The organism is Campylobacter mucosalis, assembly GCF_013372205.1.
Lineage (GTDB): Bacteria > Campylobacterota > Campylobacteria > Campylobacterales > Campylobacteraceae > Campylobacter_A > Campylobacter_A mucosalis.
In genome coordinates, this window is sequence record NZ_CP053831.1 from 1,410,060 (window position 1) to 1,434,190 (window position 24,131).

The 24,131-nt window shown below is 37.6% G+C and carries 19 protein-coding genes; 8 read left to right on the plus strand and 11 right to left on the minus strand.

Annotated features, from left to right (window positions below):
• Positions 1-9: 9 nt before the first annotated feature.
• The 10 genes from recO to CMCT_RS07385 form a co-directional block, all read right to left on the minus strand.
• Positions 10-624 carry a recombination protein RecO gene (gene recO, locus CMCT_RS07340; protein ID WP_034968541.1) on the minus strand — a complete coding sequence of 205 codons (615 nt, stop codon included), beginning with the start codon at positions 622-624 and terminating at the stop codon, positions 10-12.
• Entirely contained in the window at positions 624-1,544 is a 921-nt protein-coding gene (locus tag CMCT_RS07345; RefSeq protein ID WP_034968539.1) for a tRNA dihydrouridine synthase, read from the minus strand. The genes recO and CMCT_RS07345 overlap by 1 nt, the downstream gene beginning before the upstream one ends.
• The gene (locus CMCT_RS07350; RefSeq protein ID WP_034968537.1) at positions 1,541-2,542 is read right to left on the minus strand and encodes a hypothetical protein; all 1,002 of its coding nucleotides are present in this window, start codon (positions 2,540-2,542) and stop codon (positions 1,541-1,543) included. The genes CMCT_RS07345 and CMCT_RS07350 overlap by 4 nt, the downstream gene beginning before the upstream one ends.
• 15 nt (positions 2,543-2,557) lie before the next feature.
• A complete protein-coding gene (gene dksA / locus CMCT_RS07355; protein ID WP_034968534.1) occupies positions 2,558-2,914 on the minus strand; it encodes an RNA polymerase-binding protein DksA in 357 nt (118 codons plus the stop codon).
• 8 nt (positions 2,915-2,922) lie between these two features.
• Complete coding sequence (locus tag CMCT_RS07360) at positions 2,923-3,381, minus strand: 23S rRNA (pseudouridine(1915)-N(3))-methyltransferase RlmH (protein ID WP_034968532.1); 459 nt, start codon at positions 3,379-3,381, stop codon at positions 2,923-2,925.
• A 4-nt stretch (positions 3,382-3,385) separates the two neighbouring features.
• Positions 3,386-4,234, minus strand: coding sequence for an acetyl-CoA carboxylase, carboxyltransferase subunit beta (gene accD, locus CMCT_RS07365; protein WP_034968530.1), 849 nt, complete (start codon positions 4,232-4,234; stop codon positions 3,386-3,388).
• 68 nt (positions 4,235-4,302) lie between these two features.
• Positions 4,303-5,643, minus strand: coding sequence for a glutamate synthase subunit beta (locus CMCT_RS07370; RefSeq protein ID WP_176325089.1), 1,341 nt, complete (start codon positions 5,641-5,643; stop codon positions 4,303-4,305).
• Entirely contained in the window at positions 5,644-10,056 is a 4,413-nt protein-coding gene (gene gltB, locus CMCT_RS07375; RefSeq protein WP_034968529.1) for a glutamate synthase large subunit, read from the minus strand. It abuts the gene before it with no gap.
• Positions 10,057-10,246: 190 nt separating this feature from the next.
• Complete coding sequence (locus CMCT_RS07380) at positions 10,247-10,939, minus strand: TorD/DmsD family molecular chaperone (RefSeq protein ID WP_034968527.1); 693 nt, start codon at positions 10,937-10,939, stop codon at positions 10,247-10,249.
• Positions 10,932-12,602, minus strand: coding sequence for a 4Fe-4S dicluster domain-containing protein (locus CMCT_RS07385; protein WP_034968526.1), 1,671 nt, complete (start codon positions 12,600-12,602; stop codon positions 10,932-10,934). The genes CMCT_RS07380 and CMCT_RS07385 overlap by 8 nt, the downstream gene beginning before the upstream one ends.
• A gap of 124 nt (positions 12,603-12,726) precedes the next feature.
• Between CMCT_RS07385 and selA the strand changes: the two genes are divergently transcribed.
• From selA to nspC, 4 genes are read left to right on the plus strand one after another with little or no spacing between them, the layout of a single operon-like run.
• On the plus strand, positions 12,727-14,052 hold the full coding sequence (selA, locus tag CMCT_RS07390) for an L-seryl-tRNA(Sec) selenium transferase (protein WP_034968524.1): 1,326 nt from the start codon (positions 12,727-12,729) through the stop codon (positions 14,050-14,052).
• Complete coding sequence (selB, locus tag CMCT_RS07395; RefSeq protein ID WP_171993445.1) at positions 14,049-15,863, plus strand: selenocysteine-specific translation elongation factor; 1,815 nt, start codon at positions 14,049-14,051, stop codon at positions 15,861-15,863. Before selA ends, selB begins: the two co-directional genes overlap by 4 nt.
• A 52-nt stretch (positions 15,864-15,915) precedes the next feature.
• Entirely contained in the window at positions 15,916-16,629 is a 714-nt protein-coding gene (locus tag CMCT_RS07400) for a thioredoxin fold domain-containing protein (RefSeq protein ID WP_034968522.1), read from the plus strand.
• Between the two features lie 14 nt (positions 16,630-16,643).
• Positions 16,644-17,777 carry a carboxynorspermidine decarboxylase gene (gene nspC / locus CMCT_RS07405; RefSeq protein ID WP_034968520.1) on the plus strand — a complete coding sequence of 378 codons (1,134 nt, stop codon included), beginning with the start codon at positions 16,644-16,646 and terminating at the stop codon, positions 17,775-17,777.
• Positions 17,778-17,785: 8 nt separating this feature from the next.
• On the opposite strand, the gene CMCT_RS07410 is transcribed toward nspC, so the two are convergent.
• Positions 17,786-19,084 (minus strand): MFS transporter, encoded by a 1,299-nt coding sequence (locus tag CMCT_RS07410; RefSeq protein WP_034968518.1) that lies wholly within the window; start codon positions 19,082-19,084, stop codon positions 17,786-17,788.
• Between the two features lie 87 nt (positions 19,085-19,171).
• On the opposite strand from CMCT_RS07410, the gene CMCT_RS07415 reads away from it, so the two are divergent.
• The 4 genes from CMCT_RS07415 to CMCT_RS07430 all read left to right on the plus strand — a co-directional run bounded on the left by CMCT_RS07415 (position 19,172) and on the right by CMCT_RS07430 (position 24,112).
• Positions 19,172-19,789, plus strand: a complete 618-nt coding sequence (locus tag CMCT_RS07415; RefSeq protein ID WP_034968516.1) for a non-canonical purine NTP pyrophosphatase — start codon at positions 19,172-19,174, stop codon at positions 19,787-19,789.
• Positions 19,779-20,903: a BaiN/RdsA family NAD(P)/FAD-dependent oxidoreductase gene (locus tag CMCT_RS07420; protein WP_034968514.1), complete on the plus strand. Its 1,125-nt coding sequence runs from the start codon at positions 19,779-19,781 to the stop codon at positions 20,901-20,903. The genes CMCT_RS07415 and CMCT_RS07420 overlap by 11 nt, the downstream gene beginning before the upstream one ends.
• Positions 20,904-21,023: 120 nt before the next feature.
• Positions 21,024-23,513 carry a molybdopterin-dependent oxidoreductase gene (locus CMCT_RS07425; protein WP_176325090.1) on the plus strand — a complete coding sequence of 830 codons (2,490 nt, stop codon included), beginning with the start codon at positions 21,024-21,026 and terminating at the stop codon, positions 23,511-23,513.
• Between the two features lie 44 nt (positions 23,514-23,557).
• Positions 23,558-24,112, plus strand: coding sequence for a hypothetical protein (locus CMCT_RS07430; RefSeq protein WP_176325091.1), 555 nt, complete (start codon positions 23,558-23,560; stop codon positions 24,110-24,112).
• Positions 24,113-24,131: the final 19 nt, after the last annotated feature.

A 24,131-nucleotide genomic window follows, 5' to 3' on the forward strand; every position in this document is an offset into this window, starting at 1 on the left:
TCTAACCAACTAAAATCCCTCAAGTATGATTAAATAGAGCCTATCAACCTCATCATCATCTAGCCAAATGGCACTTTTTGTATCAAAAAGTTGCTCGATTTTTTTAAAATCAAAGCTATTTTGCGACAAACAGTGCCTATGTGCTGGTAAAAATCCCCTAACCAAGCACAAATCCTCCAAAATCGGCTCATCACAGACAAAACACTCAAGCTCACTATGCAAACGACCCTCATATTCAAGTATCCTTAAATAGCTTTCAATTATCAAGCGTTTTGGATTTTGTTTTGCAAATTTCTTAGCACACTGCTCAAGCTCATCAAAATATATCTCATCTATGCTATCGACATCTTTTAAGTGATAGTAGAACAATCTCATCAAATTTTGCCATATAAAAAGTCTTTCACGCTCAAGTTGCCAACTAAACCCAAGGTGCATTACATTTCTTAAATGGGGTAGAAAATTTATGTTGTTATTTAACTCAAAATCAATTTTATTACCAAGCATTACACTTGGATGTCTGGCTCCATAAAAGCGGTATGATTTGATTAAATTTTCATTTGTTAGGATAAAAACGAGCAAATCCTCGTCTTTTACCTTTTGAACCCTGACGATAAATCCCTGCATTAAGCAAAAAAATTCTCTATCTTATCTCGCATTAAATCCACATTTTCAATGCGATTTATCTCATCTCTAAAGGCGCTAGCCTCGCTCATACCCTTGCTGTATTGGTGCAGGTGCTTCCTAAAAATATAAGCACCTTGTAAACCATAGTGTTTAAGCATAGCGTCAAAGTGGGCTAGGATTATCTCTTGCTTTAGCTGGGCTGTTACGCTGGTGCCACTTTTGATCTCGCTAAATATCCAAGGCTTACCGATACTTGCTCTGCCTATCATAAGGGCGTCTGCTTTTGTGATTTTTAAAACATCATTTGCGTTTTTGGCATCTATATCGCCATTTGCTATGACTGGAATTTTAACGCTCTGTTTTACAGATAAAATAGCCTCATAATCAACACTAGCACTATATCCACCAGCCCTCGTACGACCGTGCACCGCTAAATAATCAACGCCTGAGCTTTCACAAGCCTTAGCGATCAAAACTTGATTTTTTTCATCAAAACCAAGCCTAATCTTTGCACTTAACATCTTTTTATTTGATACGTTTTTTATCGTTTCTAAAATTCTCTTTAGCTGTTCTAAATCTTTTAGTAAAGCAGATCCGGCACTTTGTCTAACAACCTTTGGGACAGGGCAGCCGCAGTTTAAATCAATGCCGTCAATGCCGTCAAATTTGTTGATTATCAAAACAGCCTTTTTGATATTTTCTACATCATTTCCAGCTATTTGGACAATGTATGGTATCTCTTCAGGCGATTTTTGTAGCATTTCAACACTCTTTGCACTATCATAAACGAGTGCATTTGCGCTAATCATCTCACTTATAGTAACATCGCAACCAAAACGCTTAACAACGCTACGCAAAGGCAGGTCAGAAAAACCTGCCAATGGAGCTAAAAATAGGGGTTTTTTACTAAAGTCTATCATTTAAAAAATAGTGATGATGGCACATTTTTGCCATTATCACGCAAAAATAGTAGAGTTTTTATCTGTATGTACTCATCAGAGTCGCTATTTGCTATCATATCTCTAACCTCATCTAGTAAAACAAGCTCGTAAAGAACATAAACATACGCCTCTTCTGCGTCTTGATGAGTGTTTTTTAACTTTTCAAACATAGCTTTGTAGCTATCAGGTTTTAGCTTATTTTTAAGCATTATGGCAGACTGCAAATACTGCTCACGGCTTATCTTATCATCATTTAGCAGATCATAAATTTCATCTACGCTCATACTAATGGTATCTTGAGTATATCTTTTTATAATTTCCATCACATCTTGTGAGCTAAGCTTGTTTATACCATATCGCTTAATCTCAACAAATTCCCCCACACAAACAAGCTTTTTAAAGGCACTAGCCTTAAGCTCATCAACAGATGTCTGATCCTTTAAAATTTCAAGGTAGTAAAGCTCTTGTTTTGAAATTTTATTTAGCTCATTTGCTACAAACAGTGGATTATCCTTTGGCAGTTTAAATTTCTTAAGTTCAACCAACTCGCCGTCTTTTACAGCTCTTAAGATACCAATGACACTTGCTATGCTCTCATCATCTACGTTTCTATCTTTGTATAAATTCCAAGGAGAGAGAATTTTGGTTATATCCGAGGGCGTTTTAAAAAAATCGGTTTTAAATTCTTTATTACTAGGAAGTCCTAAAAAAATCTCTCTAGATAGCTCAGCATACAAATGTGAGTCACGCTTTAGATTTCTTTTAAATTTATAAACCCCAAAGCTGTGATAAAATATATGTGCTACAGCAAGTAGAGCAAATATCGCTACCGGCAGAGCAAACCATATCGCTATTGGAAACTCCAATGAGTATCCTAACAACTCAAATTTATAAAGGCTGTTGTTTACCATATAAACAGCCATAACAACAAGAGCAATGTAGATGATAGAATATACAACAAATCGTCTAGTCTTCATCAAAAACCTCCATATTTAGCTTTTTGCAGTTTTTTCAACTATCTCGCGACACGCTATGCAATACCTTGCGTGTGGCTTGACCTTTAGTCTTGCAGTAGCGATCTCTTCTTCGCACATTTCGCATATTCCATAAGTTTTATTTTTTATCTTGCTTAAAGATAGCTCTATCTCATTTAGCTCTGCTCTTTGCTGTGCGGATATCGACTGCTCGATGAGCTGATCTGAGTTTATGGACGCTATATCTATATCATCACTAGCACCACTATCTCGCAATGCATTTACCTCTTCTAGTGCGTCAGCAATGTTTTTTGTTATCTGAATTTTTCTCTCTTCGAGCAACTTTTTAAAATAAGCCAAATCGTTTTCGTTCATATTCTACCTTACTTGTGATATGGGTGACCAGCGTTTATGCAAAGTCCCCTAAAAATTTGTTCAAATAGCACGAGTTTTGCTATCTTATGAGCCATAGTCATAGCAGATAAGCTAACTAGCATATCAGCCTTTTGTTTTAAATTTTGGCTAATGCCATAAGCTCCGCCTATAAAAAAATTAATACGGCTATTTTTACTAAAAATTTTTGCAAATTCCTTGCTATCTAAACTCTTGCCATTTTCATCTAAAATGACATTGTATCCGCTATTCATCTTTGGGATATACACATCATCGTATGCGTTAAGTGCATCATTTCTACTTAAATTTTGAGCCTTTGCTATCTTGTCGTTAAAGATTATAGTATCATTTAAACTAGCAAATTTAGATGACATTTTTATGTAGCTTTTTATCTCGTTTTCAAAGCTATCAGCCGATGATTTTTGTATGCTAAAAACATTTATATCCAAAAAATTACCTAGATTTATTCATTAAAATTTTTAACATATCGCCAATGAACTTCTTATGCTCATTTCTTGGCACAATAGCGTCGATAAGTCCGTGCTCTAGCAAAAACTCAGCCCTTTGAAATCCCTCTGGTAAATCAGAGCCGATAGTCTGCTTGATGACACGTTGTCCAGCAAAACCTATAAGTGCCCCAGGCTCAGCAATGATAATATCTCCAAGCCAAGCAAAACTCGCACTAACGCCACCCATTGTAGGGTCTGTAAGTACCGAAATATAAGGGAGTTTTGCTTCATCTAGCAGTTTAAGTGCCGCTGATGTTTTTGACATTTGCATTAAAGAAAATGTGCTCTCTTGCATTCTAGCTCCACCACTAGCACTCACTATGACTACTGGCTGACGTTTTTCTATGGCACGTTTTATAGAACGGACAATCTTTTCGCCCTCAACAGAAGCCAAAGATCCACCCATAAAGCCAAAATCAAATACTACAAGCTGGATATCAACCCCGTCACATCTACCCTCACCACATATTACAGAGCTTGTTCTGCCGGTCTTTTCTTCGCTTTCGCTTATGCGTTTTTTATAAGATTTTTTATCTACAAATTTTAGTGGATCAACCGGTCTTAAACTAGCGTCAAATTCCACAAAAGTGCCATCATCGCAAATCAAATTTATACGATCAGTTGGCTTAAGACGCATATGGTAGTCACACTTTGGACACACGCTAAAATTTGCCTCAACCTCTTTATAATACATCAAAGAGTGACAGCTGTCGCACTTAACCCAGTGAGATGGTGCTTCGTTTGGAGCTGGTTGTGCCTTTCTTATCTTTGAAAATATGTCAATAAAACTCATATTTAAACCTATCTTTTAAAGAAAATTGGCTGATTATACCCAAAATATCCTTGCGTTTTCTTATGAAACTACAAAAACGATGATATTATTGCTTTAGCTGCCATTTTACCATCGTTTGCGGCACTTACAACCAAATCAGCACCACTTACACAATCTCCTCCAGCATATATGCCACAACTCTTGCTTTGAAATTGTCTATCCACAACTATTTGCCCATTTTCACTTAGTTCAACTCCATTTTCTACTAAAAATTTTGGTGCTAAAACGCTAAAACCAAGTGCAAAAACCACAATATCACAGGCGATATTAAACTCGCTATTTTTTATAATATCTAGTTTTTTGGCATTTAAAGATGTCTTTTGAGCGATAACGCCTACAACTTCGCCATTATCATTTACTCTAACCTCTTTTGGAGAGGCATTAAAGATAAATTTCACACCCTCCTCATCGGCATTTATGAACTCCTTTTTGCTACCGCCCATACTTGACTTATCTCTACGGTACGCACATAAGACCTCTTTAGCACCGCAACGAACAGCACTTCTAACGCAGTCCATAGCCGTATCACCACCGCCGATGACTAGAATTTTTTTATCCTTTAAGCCAATATCTACACCTTTTTGTATCGCTGTTAAAAAATCAAGAGCTTCAAAGCAACCAAGCGCATCTTCGTTTAAAATATTTGCCTTTTTAGCCTTTCTAGCACCAATAGCCACAAACAAAGCGTCGTGCGAATTAGCAACATCATCAAACTCAATATCCTTGCCAACTTCGCAATTTGTAAAAATTTTAAGCCCTGCCTCTTTTAAAATTTCAAATCTTCTATCAACGATACTTTTATCAAGTTTAAAGCCAGGGATACCATATCTTAAAAGTCCGCCTGGCAGGTCATCTGCCTCATACATACTCACATCAACTCCAGCTCTTAAAAGATAGGTCGCAGCAGAAATTCCAGCCGGTCCAGAGCCTATAATGGCTACCTTCTTGTCCATTTTTGGCGTATCACAAATTAGTTTATAACCCCTTTTTAAGCCCTCTTCGGTTATAAATGTCTCAATAGGGCCTATCATAACAGCACCATATCCGTCATTTAGCGTACAAGCTCCCTCGCAAAGCCTATCTTGCGGACAAACGCGACCAGTAATCTCTGGAAAAGGATTTGTTTCGTTGCTTATTTTAAACGCCTGTTCTAAATTCTCACTCGCATTTGACCTAAGCCAAAAAGGTATGAAATTTCCAAGTGGGCACTTTGAATGGCAAAATGGATTTGCACAACCTATACAACGGCTTGATTGCTCTTTTGCAACGTCCTTATCTAAAAGCTCATAAATCTCTTTAAAATCGCAAATTCTAACAAAAGCGTCTCTTTTTAGGGCTTCGCCTCTTCCCAAATTTACAAACTCTTGCATTTAAGCCCCCTCATCAGGATTTAGTGGAAGTTTTGTCATATCTTTTGGTTTTACAAGCCAAAAATCTCTAACAGCGTATCTGAAATTTTCTAAAATTTCATTTGCTTTTTGACTTCTAGTTTCGTTTGCGTAAGATATCAAAAGACGCTTTAAAAAGTGTCTAACCTCGTCCATCTCATCAGTATCTATACGCATAGCTACGACCAGTTCGCCGTTTAACTTATCTACAAATTCTCGCTCCTCATCGTAAATAAATGCAAGTCCACCAGTCATACCTGCACCAAAATTCACTCCAGTCGCACCAAGAATCGCCACTATACCGCCGGTCATATACTCACAAGCATGATCTCCAGCCCCCTCAACAACAGCCGTAGCACCTGAGTTTCTCACGCAAAATCTCTCACCAACAGCCCCAGCGACAAACAACTTACCGCCAGTCGCACCATAAAGGCAGGTATTTCCAGCACAAGCAAAGCCTTTTGCTCCGATTTTTGGGGTTATGACTATGCGACCACCGCTCATACCTTTTCCAACATAGTCGTTTGCTGTGCCAGTTAAATAAAGTGCCATACCGCCGACCAAAAATGCACCAAAACTCTGACCAGCTACGCCGTTTAAATTTATACGTATGGTCTGACTAGCAAGTGCATTATCTCCGTAAAATTTGGCTATTTCGCCTGATATTAAGGCTCCAAAGCTTCTGTTTTGATTGCAAATTTGTCTATCTATGACGATTTTTTCGCTTGGGTTTTGTATGGTTTTGTAAATTTCTTTTAAAATTTTACGCTCAAATTCATTTTTATCAAACGGCTCGTTGCTTGGCTTTTGACAGGTGTTTACGCCTCTTACGTGATAGGTTAGCAAACTTGTATCAAATTTCAAGGCAAACTCGCTATCTTTTTGCACCAAAAGGTCGTTTCTGCCGACTATATCGCTAAGTTTTTTATAACCCATAGAGGCTAGCTCAGCCCTAATATCCTCAGCTAAAAGCCTTAAATAATTTACAATCCTATCGCTTGAGCCAACAAAGTGTTTTCTAAGCTCACTATCTTGCGTAGCTACGCCAACTGAGCAACGATTTAAATGGCAAATTCTAAGAACCTTACAGCCTAAAATAATAAGCATAAGCGTTCCAAAAGCATAGCTTTCAGCCCCTAGGAGTGCTGCTTTTATAATATCTCTGCCTATTTTTAAACCGCCGTCGGTTTGTAGTTCTACGCTTGTTCTAAGCTTATTGATTTTTAGCGCATTGTGGGCTTCAATAAGTCCAAGCTCCCAAGGGTTTCCTGCAAATTTTATACTTCCCCAACCAGCAGCGCCAGTTCCGCCGTCAGCACCTGAGATGATTATCTTATCAGCATACGCCTTTGCAACACCAGCAGCTATCGTGCCTACACCTGCGCTTGAAACTAATTTAACTGAAATTTTCGCGCTAGGATTTACCTGCTTTAAGTCAAAAATGAGTTGCGCTAAATCCTCGATCGAGTAAATATCGTGATGAGGCGGTGGCGATATGAGCGTGACACCAGGCGTAGTGTAACGCAAACTAGCGATTAACGGCGTAACCTTATGACCAGGGAGCTGACCGCCCTCGCCTGGTTTTGCGCCTTGAGCCAGTTTTATCTGTATCTCTTTTGCACTAGCTAGATACTGCGCACTAACGCCAAAACGCCCTGAAGCGATCTGCTTTATCTTAGAATTTAACGGGCCTTTCATACGCTCTTTTAGCTCACCACCCTCGCCTGAGTTACTCATACCGCCTATTTTGGCCATAGCTTCTGCCATAGCTTCGTGTGCTTCTGGGCTTATCGAGCCAAGACTCATAGCAGCGGTGTTAAAGCGTTTGAAAATTTCATCAACACTCTCAACTTCACTTAGCTTAATCGGCTTTTTATCGCTTCTAATCTCAAGCAAATCACGCACCATTTTATTATTTCTGCTTAAAACCATTTGTCTGACTTTTGCGTAGTCATCGCTATCTGCAGTTATAGATGTTTTGTGAATTTGGTTGATTAAATCTGGCGTATAGTCGTGATACTCATCATCTTTTAAATATCTATAATACCCGCCCAAATTTAGAGCAAACAGCCTATCTTGCGTATCATACGCGTCATCGTGAGCCTTAGCTATACGAGCCTCTATGTCATCATAACTAAGACCTTTAAGCAAACTAATGCTTTGAGCAAAGCAGTCTTTTACAATCTCATCGCCAAGCCCGATGATGTCAAAAAGAGCCGTATTTTTATACGAGCCAACGGTTGAGATACCCATTTTTGACATTATCTTTAAAATTCCAGCATTTAGCGCGTGATGAGTATTTTTTAAAGCCTGTTTTATCTGTTCTGGTCTGTCTTTAAACTCATCATAAACACTGGCATAAAGCATATACGGATACACCGCTCCTGCGCCGTAGCTAAGCATAGCAGATATAGCGTGAGCATCAAGCGCCTCAGAGCTAATAGGCACGATAGATACCAAATGCCTAAGTCCAGCTTTTATAAGCTCTTGATGAACTTTGCCAATAGCAAGTAGCATAGGTATAAATTTTCGCTCCTTACTCTGAGCTCTATCATCTAAAAATACAATATGAATGCTTTCGTTTTTAACGGCGTTTATCACGCTATCAGATAAATCTTGCAAACTCTGTTTTAAATTTTGACTAAAAGTCGTATCAAAAATTTTATGCTTAAACGCACTATTGTAGCGTGGACTATTTTCGTCACCAAACGATTTTAAAACATTGACTTTTTCTTGCATTAAAACCGGAGAAATAGTCTTTATCCTTAAGGCGTGAGAGGCGTCTTCGGCTAGGAAATTTCTAAACTCGCCAAACGTAACATTTAAACTCATTACTATCATCTCTCTTAATGGATCGATTGGCGGATTTGTCACTTGAGCAAATTTCTGTCTAAAAAAGTCGCTAAATCTACGCTGAACGCTTGAAAACGCAGCAAGTGGAGTGTCATCTCCCATAGAGCCAGTTGCTTCTTTACCACTTTGATACATAGGCGCGATAATACTCTCTTTAAATTCCTGCGTCACACAGGCATTGCGTTGCATATTAATCAAATTTGGCAACTTATAATCATCATACTCTTCAAAGCTAAGATGAGCAAATTCCTCAAGATGTATCATATTTTCATTTAGCCATTTTGTATAGTTTTGAGAATTTTTAATGTAGTCGTTTATCTCGTTATTTTTGATGATTTTGCCGTATTTTAGGTCTATGCCTATCATCTGTCCGCTCTGTAATCTACCACGCTCTAGCAAATTTTCCTCATCTATATCAAGGACTCCATATTCGCTAGAGATTAAAATTTGTCTATCTTTTGTGATGACATACTTTGCTGGGCGAAGTCCGTTTCTATCAAGCACACAGGCTATAAAGCGTCCATTTGTAAAGCTAACCGCAGCAGGTCCGTCCCAAGGCTCAAACGTCACGCTTGAATACTCGTAAAAAGAGCGAATTTTAGCGTCCGTGTGTGGGCTGTTTTGCCAAGGGGCTGGGATTAGACAGCGAACCGCTTTAAAAAAGTCAAAACCATTTTCTATCAAAAACTCAAACGCATTATCAAGGCTTGAGCTATCGCTTCTATTTGTGTCGCTTATAGGAAATAGCCTTTTTAGCTCCTCATCGCTAAAAACTTCGCTTTTTAGAGAATTTTGCTTGATTTTTAAATTTATCCTGTTTGAGCTTATCGAGTTTATCTCGCCATTGTGAGCTAGAGTTCTTAGAGGCTGAGCTAATCGCCATTTTGGCAAGGTGTTTGTTGAAAATCTTTGATGAAAAAGTGCAAATGACGTTTTAAAATTTTCATCATTTAAATCCTTAAAGAAGCTTTTAATGTGGGTTGGCATTACAAGCCCTTTATATACAATGACATTGTGTGAAAAGGACGCCACATAAAAGTCCTCATCATCTCTAAATGTTCCCTGAATTTCACGCCTAGCAAGATACAAAAGTGAGCCAAAACGCTTTTTTGAGATTATGGAGTTTGGAACGACAAAAAACTGAAGAATGCGTGGCAGACTGCTTAAGGCAAGTTCGCCAAGAACGCTTGAGTCCACAGGAACATCTCTAATTAGTAAAATTTTTAGATCGTTTTTATCGCAAATTTCTTGGATTTTTTCTATTTGAGAGTTGTCTTTTAAAAACACCATAGCAACAGCAAAAAGCTCTGGCAGATCGACGCCCTCGCTCTTTGCGACTATACGCATAAAGTCCTTTGGCATACTAAATAAAAATCCGCAACCATCGCCACTCTTGCCGTCACTGGCTATCGCGCCTCTATGCATCATACGCTCAAGAGCGATGATGGCGTTGTTTGTTATATCGTAGCTTTGGATATTGTCTATGTTTGCAAGTAGCCCAAAACCGCAATTATCTTTGTCCAAATAAAGAAGATCTTTCATACCAAACCCCTTTTTAAACATAAGTAAAAACTTTGCCATTTTATCTATAAAAAGCTTAAGAAAATATAACTGCCTAAAATACGATATTTTAAAATTTTACATATCTTTTTTTAACTTAATGTTTAATAAAATAATTTTTGGACAAATAAAAAAGCCGAGTATAAACTCGGCTTTAGCGCAAAAAGCAAATTTAAAGCGTTATCTCGTCCATATTTATTTTTGACTTCATAGTTGGCATTTTGCTTTGATATGGCTTTTTATTAAGCGCTATTCTAGCAGGGCTTAACTCGCTTTTATCTCTAAACGGAGCATTAATCGCTAAAAACGCTCTTTCAAGCTCAAAAAAGCCACTCATAATATCCTTAATCGCAAGATAAAATTTCGCCCTGCTATGCTCATCAAACATTTCGCAAAGCTCGTCTATGAAGCCATTTATGACGCTTTTAAAAAGCTCGTTTGCCAACTCCGCCTTTTCATCGCCTAAAAGCTTTGCCATAGCAGAAAATATAAAACCAACGTAATCCTCGCTAACCTTACACTCATCAACATCCCTAACATAACCAGCTTTTTTAAGTATCTCTATGACACGAATTCTAGCAACTCCGTCATCTCTGCCCTCTTCGTAAAAACTAGCAGTTAGTGGCACATTTGCGTAGCTTAAGTTAAAAAGCACATCATTTTGCTCGGCTTTAAAAGCCTTAAAATCAAATTTCATAAGCTCATCAAAAGCCTTTTTTGCGCTTTCGTTTATTGGATTTTGGCTTAAAAATTTCATCTGCTCTTGCCAAATTTTAAAGCTCTCATCGCTCTCGCTAAAGAAAAATGGCGTCGCAAAAAATTCGTAGTAGTAAGCCCTAGCCCTATTCATATCGCTATTATTCATAACTCTCTCCCATATTTTGTGCGGCAAGTTGGGCTTTTATCATAACTTTTGCCTTGCAGTCAGAACAGCAATAAAGTGTCCTTATCTTATCAGGTTGCCCAGCAAATCGTGGCGTCATAATCGTCGCTATCTTTTCAACCGCCTTTTTAGTGGCAAATTCTTTCCCGCACTCAACGCACTTAAACAGCTCATCACGCGCTAACTCATAATATGTAAATGTCTGCGGTTTTAACTCTATCTTGCCACGTTTTAGGGATATAGTGTCCTTCTCAGCACAGCTAAGCTCACAATATCCACAGGCGGTGCAAATGCTTGGGTTAAATTTTATCGAGTTGTCGCTCTTATCGGCTATTAACGCATTTACGTTACAGGCTCCGACACAGCTTAAGCAAAGCGTGCAAGTATCGCGGTTTATCTCGACTTTGCCGTATTCTACAATGCCCTCAGCAAAAACAACGCCAAGATCATCATCGCCAACTAAAAAGCTAAGGCGATTTGCAAAAATTTCACGCTTTGGCAGAGCGTATGAGCTTATTGATTTTTGCGAACCCTCTATCAAACTAGCTTTTAGCAAGGCGTCTTTTAACTCGGCTTCATTTTTTACTACAAAAATGGCAGGTTTTTTAAACTTAAGCTCATAAATTTGATTTATCATATCAATCGCCGCCATAGTCCCGCGAGAGCGAGTGGCTGGGTATATGATGAGATTTGCACCGCTTTCTTGAAGTAGCGATAAAAGATGAGTTTCGTTTAAAAATTTCTCACTCCTCACGCCAAAAGGTAGGACGTTTAGTGGCAACTCTACATTTAAATTTTCAAGCTCATCGGTTAATAAAATTAGTGGAATTTTACCTTTATAAAGCTTAGCACTATTAAAAAATGTATCTCTAGGCATAAGCGAACTATCAAGCGCACCGCTAGGACAAACGCTAATGCACTCGCCACAATTTATACAATCAATATGCGAAAACACAAGGTGCTTTTTCTCATCATCCTTTAGTATAGAAACGCTTGGGCAAACCTCGGCACACTTAGCGCATACCTCTTGTCTACGCTCGTGATATTGGCAAATGCTTTGATCGTAGGTTATAAAGCTTTTGTATGCGTAGTTTGGAGAGTGTGAATTTAAAAACGCTAAAACCTCATCATCGCTTTTTGATGAAATTTCAACACAACCACTCTGCCTAAGCATATAATCACGTGCATTTTCTATCAGCACAAAATCAGCCTCAAGCTCAAATTCCCCCTGCTCGTTTAGAACTATTATAGTTAGCTCTCCAACGGCTCCATAGATAAATTTTATCTCAAAGTGATTTAAAGTTATGACTTTATATTCTTGCTGTTTTAAAATTTCACTAAGACTATCGCGACCAGCATTACTTACAATAACAACGTTTTTGCCGACCTTTTTTTCATAATCTATATCTTTTGCTCCGTCAAAAACACTCGCTCTAGCCTCATAAAGCAAAAGTGTGTTTTTGGATTTATCAAGGACACTATCTTTTGAATTTCTAAGATAAAAGCTTATCTCAGGTGCGTAAATTTCAGCCTTTAGTTTTTTAGAATTTGCGACTAAAAACTGAATATTTTCATCAGAACTAACCTCAATCTGCTCATTTAGCATAACTCCGCCGACATTATCATAAAAGCCAAATTCTTTCATATCTTTCCTTTTTGATTATCAAAAAGAGCATATTACTCTTAAACTTATTAAAAGCCCTTTAAGGCTTAAATTTAATTTATTTGCTAAAATAAGCACCAGTAAAACAAACTTACTTGGAGAAAAAATGAGCCTAAACAAACTACCACAAGTGGATAAAATTTTAAACCTTGAGTGTTTTAAAACAGCGATAAAACCGATACTAGCAAACATCGTAAGAGATGAGCTAGAAAAGCAAAGAGAGCTTTTAAAGCAAGGCAAGGATATGCTAGAGTTTGACAAACTAACTCAGCTAATCTTACAAAAATATGAAAATTTTATAAACAAGGGTTTAAAACGCCTAATAAACGCAACTGGCGTCGTAATGCACACAAATTTAGCAAGAAGCGTGATAGATGAGCAAATTTTATCTAGGGCAAAGGACGTCATCACATCATATTCAAATTTAGAATACAACCTAAACAGTGGACAAAGAGGCAACAGATACGATTATATCGGCTCTTTACTCTCATCTCTTTTTGGCTTTGAGGACGCACTTGTGGTAAATAACAACGCAAGTGCCGTGTTTTTAATCCTAAACACATTTGCAAAAGGTGGCGAAACTATAGTTAGCAGAGGCGAACTAGTTGAGATAGGTGGTAGTTTTCGTGTGCCCGACGTTATGAGTGCTTCAGGAAGTATCCTAAAAGAGGTCGGCACAACAAACAAAACTCATCTCTATGACTACGAAAACGCCATAAATGAAAGCACAAAAATGCTTTTAAAGGTTCATCGCTCAAATTTTGACATCGTTGGCTTTACACGAAGTGTCGATATAAGCGAAATTTCAAAACTGGCAAAAGACAGAAATTTAATAGAGTATTACGATCTTGGTAGCGGTTATGTTGGCGAGTTAAATTACAACCTTGGCAAAGATGAGCCTAGCATAGCAAAATTTAGCAAAGTTAGCCTTGTAAGCTTTAGTGGCGATAAGCTTTTTGGTAGCGTTCAAGCAGGGATAATCCTTGGCAAAAGGGAGTTAATCGTAAAACTACGCAAAAACGCGCTTTTAAGAATGCTTAGGGTGGACAAGGTGACTCTAGCGATTTTATCTGAGAGCGTAAAGGCTTATTTAAACAAGGAATTTGAGCTTATAACTACGATAAAACACATAAACAAAGAGCTTTCTAGTCTAGAAAATTTAGCAAATTTAATAAATCAAAATTTAAAAACTCCACTTGAGATAGTAAAAACAAACACCTTTGTAGGTGGCGGTAGTCTGCCTAATAAAACCTATCCAAGCATAGCATTAAAAGTAGCTGGAGAAGCTATTTTAAACGAGAGCATTTACAGAGCAGAGGGCATTATAGGACGGATAGAAAACGAGGCTTTTTTACTTGATTTAAGAAGCATTTTAGATAAAGATGTAAAAGAGCTAATAGAAAAAATTAACAAAATAGAGAGTGCAAAATGAACCTAATAGTAGGCACAGCAGGACACATAGATCACGGCAAAACAGCTCTTATTAAGGCACTAAACGGCTTTGAGGGTGATAACTTAGAGCAAGAAAAAGAGCGTGGTATCACGATAGATTTAAGCTTTTCAAATTTAAAAAGAGGCGATGAAAATATCTCTTTTATAGATGTTCCAGGTCACGAAAATTTGGTTAAAACTATGATATCTGGGGCGTTTGGATTTGACGTTTGTATGCTAGTCGTGGCTGCAAATGACGGAATTATGCCACAAACAAAAGAGCATATTGAAATTTTATCCTTGCTTGATGTAAAAAGCATTATTTTAGTCATCTCAAAGTCCGATTTAGTCAGCAAGGATAGACTTTTAGAAGTTCAAAAAGAGCTTAGCGAGTATATAGAAAATTTTAAAAATTTAAGCATACTTCAGAGCTTTTTTGTAAGCATAAAAGATGAGCAAAGTGTGACAAACTTACGCGATTATCTTTTTAACCTAAAACCTAAAAAACGCGACGAAGAGGGGCTTTTTCGCTACTATATCGATAGGGCTTTTAGTATAAAAGGTATAGGCTCTGTCGTAACTGGTAGCGTATTAAGTGGCTCGGTTAGGGTTGGTGAGAAGCTTTATAACTACGACCTTGCAAAGGAAGTTTTAGTAAGAAACATACAAACTCACGACCAAAACACACAAAATGCAGGAACTAGCTCAAGGGTGGCTCTAAATCTAACAGGCGTTGAGTTAAGTGAGCTAAAAAAAGGGCAACTTCTAAGCAAAAAAGGCTTTTTTAGAGGTTTTAAAGAGATCGACGCTGTCGTATTTGCAGCAATATCTCACAACCAAAACGTTACATTTTGTGTGGGTTCAAAACAAGCACCAGCAAAATCCCTAATACTAAGCGAACAAAACCAGAGTAAATTTGTAACATTTAAATTTGAAAAAGATATGTTTTTAAAATTTAACGAACCATTTATATTAATCGCAAATGGACGTGTAGTAGGTGGCGGACGAGTGCTAAATCCAATTAGCGAACCGCTAAAAAAACAATCTAAAATAAATTTCTTAAACGCACTAAATCACAAGGATTTTAAAGCGGTATTTGCGATATTAAAAGAGCTTCACAAAAATGGCTTTGGGCTTATAAGTTCGTTTCAACGATTTGATTTAAGCCACGATGACGCCCTGCAAATCGCAAAAACTCTGCCAAATACCTTCATAGATGAAGCCGTGCTAAATGTCTATGATTTAAGTGCTATAAGCAGGATAAAAGATTTTATAAATTTTATTATCCAAAAAAACAAATTTGCTATTTTTTCTGCAAATTCTATTAGTTTAAAGCTTACTTGGGCTAGTCAAAATCTAGTTCAAATCGCATTAAATGAGCTTGAAGATACTAAAATAATTAGCAAAAATGACGGAGTTTATACAAAAACTGGAGTTGATTTAAGCGAACTTAAGGTGCGTCTTGAAGATGAAATTTATAAAATTCTCTCAAATGCAAACCTATCCCCAGAGGCTCCATATAATATCTATGATGAGCTTGAGATAGATAGAGTAAGTGGCGATAATGCCCTTAAAAAGCTAACAGCACAAGGCAGAGTCGTGCGTCTAGCTCACAACCTTTTTGTAACCACAAAAGCCCTAGATGAAGCCATAAGTAGCCTAAAAAATATCATCAAAACGCAAGGGTTTGTAAATGTTCAAAACGCAAAAGACGTCCTAAATTTAAGCAGAAAGTATGTAATCGCATATCTTGAAACGCTAGATAAAGATGCAAATATTATCAAAGACGGGCAGGATAGAAAATTTAAATGATATTAACAAAGATAAACTATAATCAACAAAAATTCCAAAACAAAGGTAAAAAATGAAAAAAACACTACTTTTTAGCGTTGCTCTAGCAAACATAGCATTTGGTGTCTCAAACGAAGAGATCATAAAATTTTATCAACAAATCGTGCCAGAGGGTATAAAAGTTGAAGTAACTTCAAGAGAGAAAATAGCGCAATTTCCAGAGTATGAAAGCATTCTTATAAACATCTCTGACGGACAAAATAGCGATACAGAAGTTGTTTTTGCAAACAAAGATCTAATCTTCCCTGATATGTTTGACCTTAAAAATCAAAAGAGTTTTAAGGGTGAGATAATGGAAAATATAATGAATAAAAAACTCGCTGACACATACAAAAAAGAGGACAGCAAAAACATCATCTCTTTAGGTAACGACCCTAAAAAACCAACCGTTGTTATATTTAGTGACCCTGAATGTCCATATTGTAGAGCGGAGTTAAAAAACACCGAAAAACGCCTACAAACACAAAATATCAAGATCATCTTAACTTCAGTTCACGACACAAGCGCACTTGAAAAAAGCTATCTAATCTACAAAGAGGTCGCAACAGCAAAAAGCGATAGCGATAAGGTTAAAATTTTACGCAAATACTTTGCAGAAGACGCAAAAGTACCTGAAAAAGCTGTAACCGAGCAACAAATAGAGCAGATGAACGCACTTAGAACTAAATACTTTAGTGCAGGCGTAAAAAGTGTGCCAAAAATCGTAGAAGAAGCAAAACTTAAATAGCAAAAGGATATAAAATGACTTTAGAGCAACTAAAAACACCAGCTTACGTCTGCGAAGAAGCCAAGGTTCGTAAAAATTTAGAACTTTTAAAATACGTAAAAGATCAAAGCGGAGCCAAAATTTTAGTTGCCCTTAAAGGTTTTGCATTTAGCGGAGTTATGCCATTAGTTAGCCAGTATCTTGATGGTGCAACTTGCAGTGGCTTATATGAAGCAAAATTTGCTAAAAAATACGTCGGTGGCGAAATTTGCACCTACTCTCCAGCTTACAAAGATGATGAGATAGATGAAATTTTATCTATCTCAAGCGATGTTATCTTTAACAGCTTTAACCAGTGGGTAAAATTTAAAGATAAAGCACTATCATCTGGCATATCTTGCGGACTTAGAGTAAATCCTGAAATTTCAGTATCTCCCGTAGAAGCCTACAACCCTTGTGGTCGTTTTAGTCGCCTTGGAGTAACAAGGGCAAACTTTAACCCTGAGCTACTTGATGGCATAAGCGGACTTCACTTTCACGCACTTTGCGAAGAGAGTGCAAAGAGTCTAGAGCTTGTCTTGGCTGAGTTTGAGCGAAAATTTGGAGAGTTTATACCAAAAATGAAGTGGATAAACTTTGGTGGCGGACACCATATCACACGCGAGGGATATGACGTTGAGTTGCTTATTGCTCTTATTAAAAATTTCAAACAAAAATACAATGTAGATGTTTTACTTGAACCAGGAGAGGCTGTTGGTTGGCAAACTGGATTTTTAATATCTAGCGTCCTTGATATAGTGCAAAATGAAAAAAATATAGCTATCCTAGACGTTTCAGCCGAAGCACATATGCCAGATACCGTGCTTATGCCGTATCGTCCAGCTGTAGAAAATGAGAGCAAAAACGGAAAATTTGAGTATCTTTTAGGTAGTCACACCTGTCTTGCTGGAGATATCGTAGGTCTTGAAGCCGGAGATAGCGAGTATAGATTTGATAACGAGCTAAAGATAGGCGATAAGGTTATTTTTAAAGATCAAATTCACTACACAATTGTAAAAAATACAACGTTTAATGGAGTAAAACTCCCAAATTTAGCACTCTTAAAAGAAGATGGCGATATCAAAATCATACGTGAGTTTGGTTTTAACGAGTATGAGAGCAGAAACTAAAATTTCTGCTATTTTATGTTTAAAATTTCTCTTATCTTTTCTTCGCTGATTATACTTTGATCGATTTTTACAATCTTTGCTTTATCATTTAAAACTCTATCAAAAACCCCACTTACTCCATCAAGTGCTGATATATCAGTATCTTTGCTAAATTTTAAGCTCTTAAAAACACGCGGATCTTTTAGTCTTAAAAGTCCCAAAAGCCAAATACAGCAAAGCACCACGCAAACTACACCCAGCTCAAACATAGAGTGTTTGTGAAGCACATACCCACCAAAAATTCCGCCTACAAAACTGCCAAAATAACCAAACGCGTTAAACACTCCAAGTGCTGCACCTTTTTGTTTTGATTTTACAAATTTTGTAGCACAAGATTGCATTATTGGCTCGTGTAGATTAAAACCTATAAAAAATACAACAACGCCGATTATAAACACAAACGAACTACTAGCAACGCTAAAAAACGAATACGCACCGATAAATAGCCCTACCCCAACTAGCAAAATAGCCTTGCTAAGCCCTTTACCATCGCCTAAAAACCCGCCAAGCCCCATAGCTATAAAACCAAAAACCGTGCTAATGGCATAAACTTGCCAAAGGCTATCTTTTAAAAACCCAAGCTCATTTACCAATATAATAGGAATAGCCAAAAATGCGATACTTGTAAGCATTTTTTGCATTAAATTTGTAATGCTAATTATTAAAAAATCCTTTTGCAAAATGAGCTTTGAAAATGGAACTTTCTCCTCGATATGAACTACTTTTACATCTTTAGGCACAGCCGTAAAAAGCAAAACAAGACATAAAATACTAAGTCCTCCGCTTAGATAAAAAAGCCCAGAAAGTCCCCAGCTCTTGCTTAAAATTGGGCTTAAAATCATCGATAACGAAAACGCAAGTCCGATAAAAACCCCCATTATTGCCATAGCTTTTGAGCGATTATCCTCGCTTGTGTAGTCGCTTATCATCGCCGTTGCAACCGCACCTATAGCACCCACGCCTTGAAGCAACCTGCCAAAAATCATCATGTAAATATCAGCAGACACCGCACATATAAACGATCCCGCAATAAATATCAATAGCCCTATTGCTATGCTTTTTTTGCGTCCGATTTTATCAGAAAGCACACCAAATGGCACCTGAAAAATCATCTGTGTTATCGCATAACCGCCTATTAAAACACCTACTAAAAATTCGTTCGCACCCTCTAAATTTAACGCATAAAGACTAAGAACTGGAAGCACTATAAAAATACCAAAAAATCTATTGCCAATGATAAAACTAAGCGGTAAAACACTTTTTAACATCAAATTTCCTTTCAAAAAAGTTAGATTTTAACACAAAATTTTAAATATTTTGATAAAATCACAGCCAAAATGATAAAAGGAAAAGTCGTGAAAATCGTCCTTGCAACCTCAAATAAAGACAAAGTAAAAGAGATAAAAGAGTATCTAAAAGAGTATGAAATTTTCGCACTTAGTGAAATTTTAGAGCCTTTTGAGATAGTTGAGAATGGCTCTAGCTTTAAACAAAATGCACTCATAAAAGCAAAAGCCGTTTATGAAAAACTAAAGCAGATGAAACTAGAAAATGAATTTATCGTTCTAAGCGATGATAGCGGTATTAGCGTTGATGTGCTTGGAGGCAGACCAGGGATTTTTTCTGCTCGTTTTAGCGGAGAAAACGCAACCGATAAGACAAACAGAGCAAAACTTAAAGATGAGCTAAACGCACTAAAAGCAAAAAACTCAAAAGCACACTACACAGCCTGTATAGCCATAGTATCGAAATTTGGGGATTTTAGCACACACGGCTTTATGCACGGAGTAGCAATAGACGAAGAACGCGGAAACAACGGCTTTGGATATGATTTTATGTTTATCCCAAACGGCTTTAATAAGACCATAGGCGAACTTGACGAGAGCATAAAGCTTGAAATTTCACACCGCTCACGAGGACTAGAGCTATCAAAACACATTCTAAAAATGCTAAAGAGAAAATTTGATATATGATATTTTAATTATTGGTGGTGGTGCTAGTGGGCTATTTTTGGCGGCGAATTTAAAAGGCAAAAATGTCGCCATTTTAGAAAAAAATAGCTCAGCAGGTAAGAAAATCTTAGCTAGTGGTGGCGGAAGATGTAACATCACAAACAGGCACATAAACCCCAAAAACTACCTAGCAGATGAAAATTTTATAAAACAAGCTTTAGATGATTTAAGTTTTAAAGATATTTTGGATTTTTTTAGCCAGGTAAAATTTAAAGAGCAAAAAAACTCACAATTTTTTAGCGATAGCTCGTCAAAAGCCGTTTTAAACGCACTTTTAAGCAAAATAAGAGCCGAAATTTTTTACAACGCAGATGTCATAAAGGCAGATAAAATCGGTGATATTTTTGAAATTTCAACCAAAGATGATAAAAAATTTATGGCTAAAAATTTAGTCATAGCCACGGGCGGGGCTAGTTACAAAGCGTTAGGGGCTAGTGATATCGGCTTAAAAATCGCTAGTGATTTTGGTCTAAAGATTAACAAATTTGAACCAGCGCTTGTAGGATTTACGGTGCAAAAAGATGAGTTTTGGTTTAAAAATCTAAGCGGAGTTTGCTTTGAAGCTGAAATTTTACTAGGAGAGAGAAAATTTAGCGGCGATATACTTTTTACACACAAAGGCATAAGCGGTCCAGCCATTTTAAACACTTCGCTCTTTTGGAAAAAGGGGCAAATGTCTATAAATTTTCTACCAAATTTTAATAAAAGCGGTCTAGTTTGCGGTAAAAAACAGCTATCAAGTGTTTTAAATTTACCAAAGAGTTTTGTGGTCGAGTTTTTAAAGTCGCAAGGGCTAAAAGATATGGCATTTAACAACTACGATAACACGCAAAAAGAGCTTGTATATAGGCTTTTTAAATATGACTTCGCTCCTGCTGGAACATTTGGTTTTGAACGTGCAGAAGTAAGCCGTGGTGGAGTTTGCACGACAGAACTAAATGAAAATTTCCAAAGCAAAAATGTAAAAAATCTCTACTTTATCGGCGAAGTTTTAGACGTTACTGGTATGCTTGGCGGATATAATTTGCACTTTGCATTTGCCAGTGCAAAACAGATTTTAAAGGCTCTAGCCTAATAAATTTTAAATAAATATTAATATAAAAAACTAACTTTACAATATAACATAATTTTTCAGTATTTTTTAAAATCTACCCCTATATAATGCTCATTAGTACTTTTTTCAAAGGGAGAAAAAATGAAAAGACGAGATTTTTTAAAAGGTGTAGGAGCAGGAGCTGTCGGTGTTAGCAGTTTAAATGCTGGTTCATTTATCAGCGATGAGCTAATGAACGATGAAGCCAAAAAAGTAAGTGCAAGTCACTTTGGAGCGTTTAAAGCCTTTAGTAAAAATGGTAAATTTGAGGGCATTGACCACATTGACGAGCTAGACTTTTTCCCAGTTAGCCTAACGCAAGGCGTAGTTGCAAGGACTTATGACGAAACTCGCATTGCAAAACCAGCCGTCAGAAAAGGTTACCTAGAAAAAGGATATAAAAGCGACAAGTCAAAACGCGGTAAAGACGAGTGGGTCGAGATAAGCTGGGATGAGGCGTATAAACTAGTGGCTGATGAGCTAAAAAGAGTTTATAAAGAGTATGGAGCCCAAAGCATTTATGGCGGAAGCTATGGCTGGTACTGCGTAGGTAGCGTAAATAACCCACAAGCCTTGCTTGGCAGAATGCTAAATATATTAGGTGGCTACACGACAAGAACACTAAACTACTCTCAACACGCAATAAGTGCCATAACTCCGCACATAACTGGCGTTGATGAAGGCAACGCAGCTGTTACAGCTTGGCCTGTAGTTTTAGAGCATTCAGAAGTTGTAGTACTTTGGGGAGCTGATCCGCTAAATACAAACCAAATCGCTTGGGGTGTGCCAGATCACGAAAGTTATATCTACTTTAAAAAGCTAAAAGAGCAGATGAAAAAGCGTGGTCTAAAGGTTATAAACATTGACCCAGTCTATAACAACACAGCAAAATATCTAAATGCCGAGCATATAGCGGTAAATCCGACAACTGACGTGCCTTTAATGATGGCTATTTGCTATGAGATGATAAAAAACGGCACAGCCGATGAAAATTTCTTAAAAAAATACACAAGCGGAGCAGAAGCATTTAAAAAATACCTGCTTGGCGAAGCTGAAGATAAAGTCGTAAAAGACGCAAAATGGGCAGCTAAAATTTGTGGCATAAGCGAAGATGAGATTAAAAATTTAGCTAAGATTTTTGGCTCAAAACGTACAATGATAATGGGTGGCTGGGGACCACAACGTGCTAGACACGGAGAGCAATTCCACTGGATGGCAATCACTCTTGCCTCATTTATAGGTCAAATCGGACTACCTGGCGGTGGATTTGGCTTTGCCTACCACTACTCAGACGGCGGTACTCCAAGCCCAGCTATGCCTGTTGGCTCAGCCTTAAGCCTAGCAAGTGGCAAAGCAACCACATCATCAGCATTCCCTGGACTTGGTCAGATAGGTATCACTCCAAGCGTTGAAGGTGAGTGGAAAAATAGATCAAATATCGCTATTCCAGTATCTCGCATACTTGATTGCATAAATAATCCAGGCCTTGAGATAGACTTTAACTGCAAAAAATTAACGTTTCCACAGATAAAAATGGCTTACTGGGCTGGAGGAAATCCGTTCCATCACCACCCTGATACAAATTTAATGGCAAAAACATTTGAAAAACTTGATACATTTATCGTTCAAGACTGCTTCTGGACGGCAAGTGCAAGAATGGCAGATATCGTTTTACCAGCTTCAACCGAGCAAGAGAGAAACGACATAACAAAAATTCACACAAATAAGAAAATTCTAGCTATGCACAAAATCGCAGAGCCTTACGGCGAGGCAAAAAGCGACTATGAAATTTACAGCGGAATTTTAGCTCAGTTTGGAGAAACAGAAGTTAAAGCCTTTACAGAGGGTCGCGATACTATGGGTTGGATTAAGCACTTTTACGAAGCTTCAAAGAAAAAAGCCGATGAGAGCGGACTAAAAATGCCAAGTTTTGATGAGTTTTGGGCAAAAGGATATGCTGAGTTTAAGGTGCCAGAAAGTGCAAAAGAGTATGTAAAAATGGCTGATTTTAGAAAAAATCCTATCACAAACAGACTTGGCACTCCATCAGGAAAGATTGAAATTTTCTCTAAAAAGATAGAAAAAGCAGGCTATGATGACTGCAAGGCACACCCTACTTGGATGGAGCCTGAGGAGTGGCTAGGAAGCAAAAAGGCAGAGAAATATCCACTAAATTTAGTAACTCCACACCCAAAATATCGCCTACACTCACAGCTAAACAATACTTGGCTTAGGGATCTTGAAGAGATCAAAGGAAGGGAACCTGTGTGGATACACCCAGATGACGCAAAAGATAGAAAGCTACAAAACGGCGATATTGTGCGTGTGTTTAACGATAGGGGTGAGCTTTTAGCAGGTGTAGTTGTAACCGAAAATGTCAAAAAAGGCGTCATTCGTATGCAAGAGGGTGCTTGGTGGGATCCTGATAAAGACGGGCTTTGCGTTCACGGAAACGTAAATGTCTTAGTGCCAAACGATAAAACATCAAGCCTTGCGTGCGGAAATCAAGCTACGGCATTGGTGCAGATTGAAAAATTTAAAGATGATTTGCCAACAATTAAGGTCTTTTCAAAGCCAAAATTTAAAGCCTAAATATAAAAAAGTCCCCTTTTTAGGGGGCTTATTAAAGGAAAAGTATGAGAAAAATTGTAATTTGTTTAGCGTTAGCTTCACTACTTTTAGGAGCTGAAAATTTCATAGGAAGCAACACTGAAATTTTAGATAAAGTCGGCGGAAAACCACTAGCTACGTTACTTGTCGGAGCAAAGGTGGAAATTTTAAAAGACGACAAAGAGTATGTTTTAGCCCAGTATCAAGGCTACTTGCCAGAAGGAAGTGATGTCAGCTACGCAAGGCTTGGGGTGCTTGAAGCCGATCTGAAAACCACAAATTTAAAAGCACTAAAACAGGTAGAAAAAGTAAAAGACGACTACGATAACGATTGGCTTAAAGTAAGCATAAAAGGCTTTGTTAAAAAAGATAGCCTAAAGTCTCTTGCTACTCTTCAAACAGAGGGGGAAGAGCTGTTTAAAACACGCTGTGGAGGCTGTCATGCACTGCACCACTATGATGAGTACAATGCAAACGTATGGCCTAGTGTGGTTGAGTCTATGAGAGCAAACTCGGCACTTGATGATACGGAGTTTGCAACGCTTGTGAGGTTTTTACAAAGCAAAGCACCAACTGAGTAGTAAGCTAAATTTTGTATCC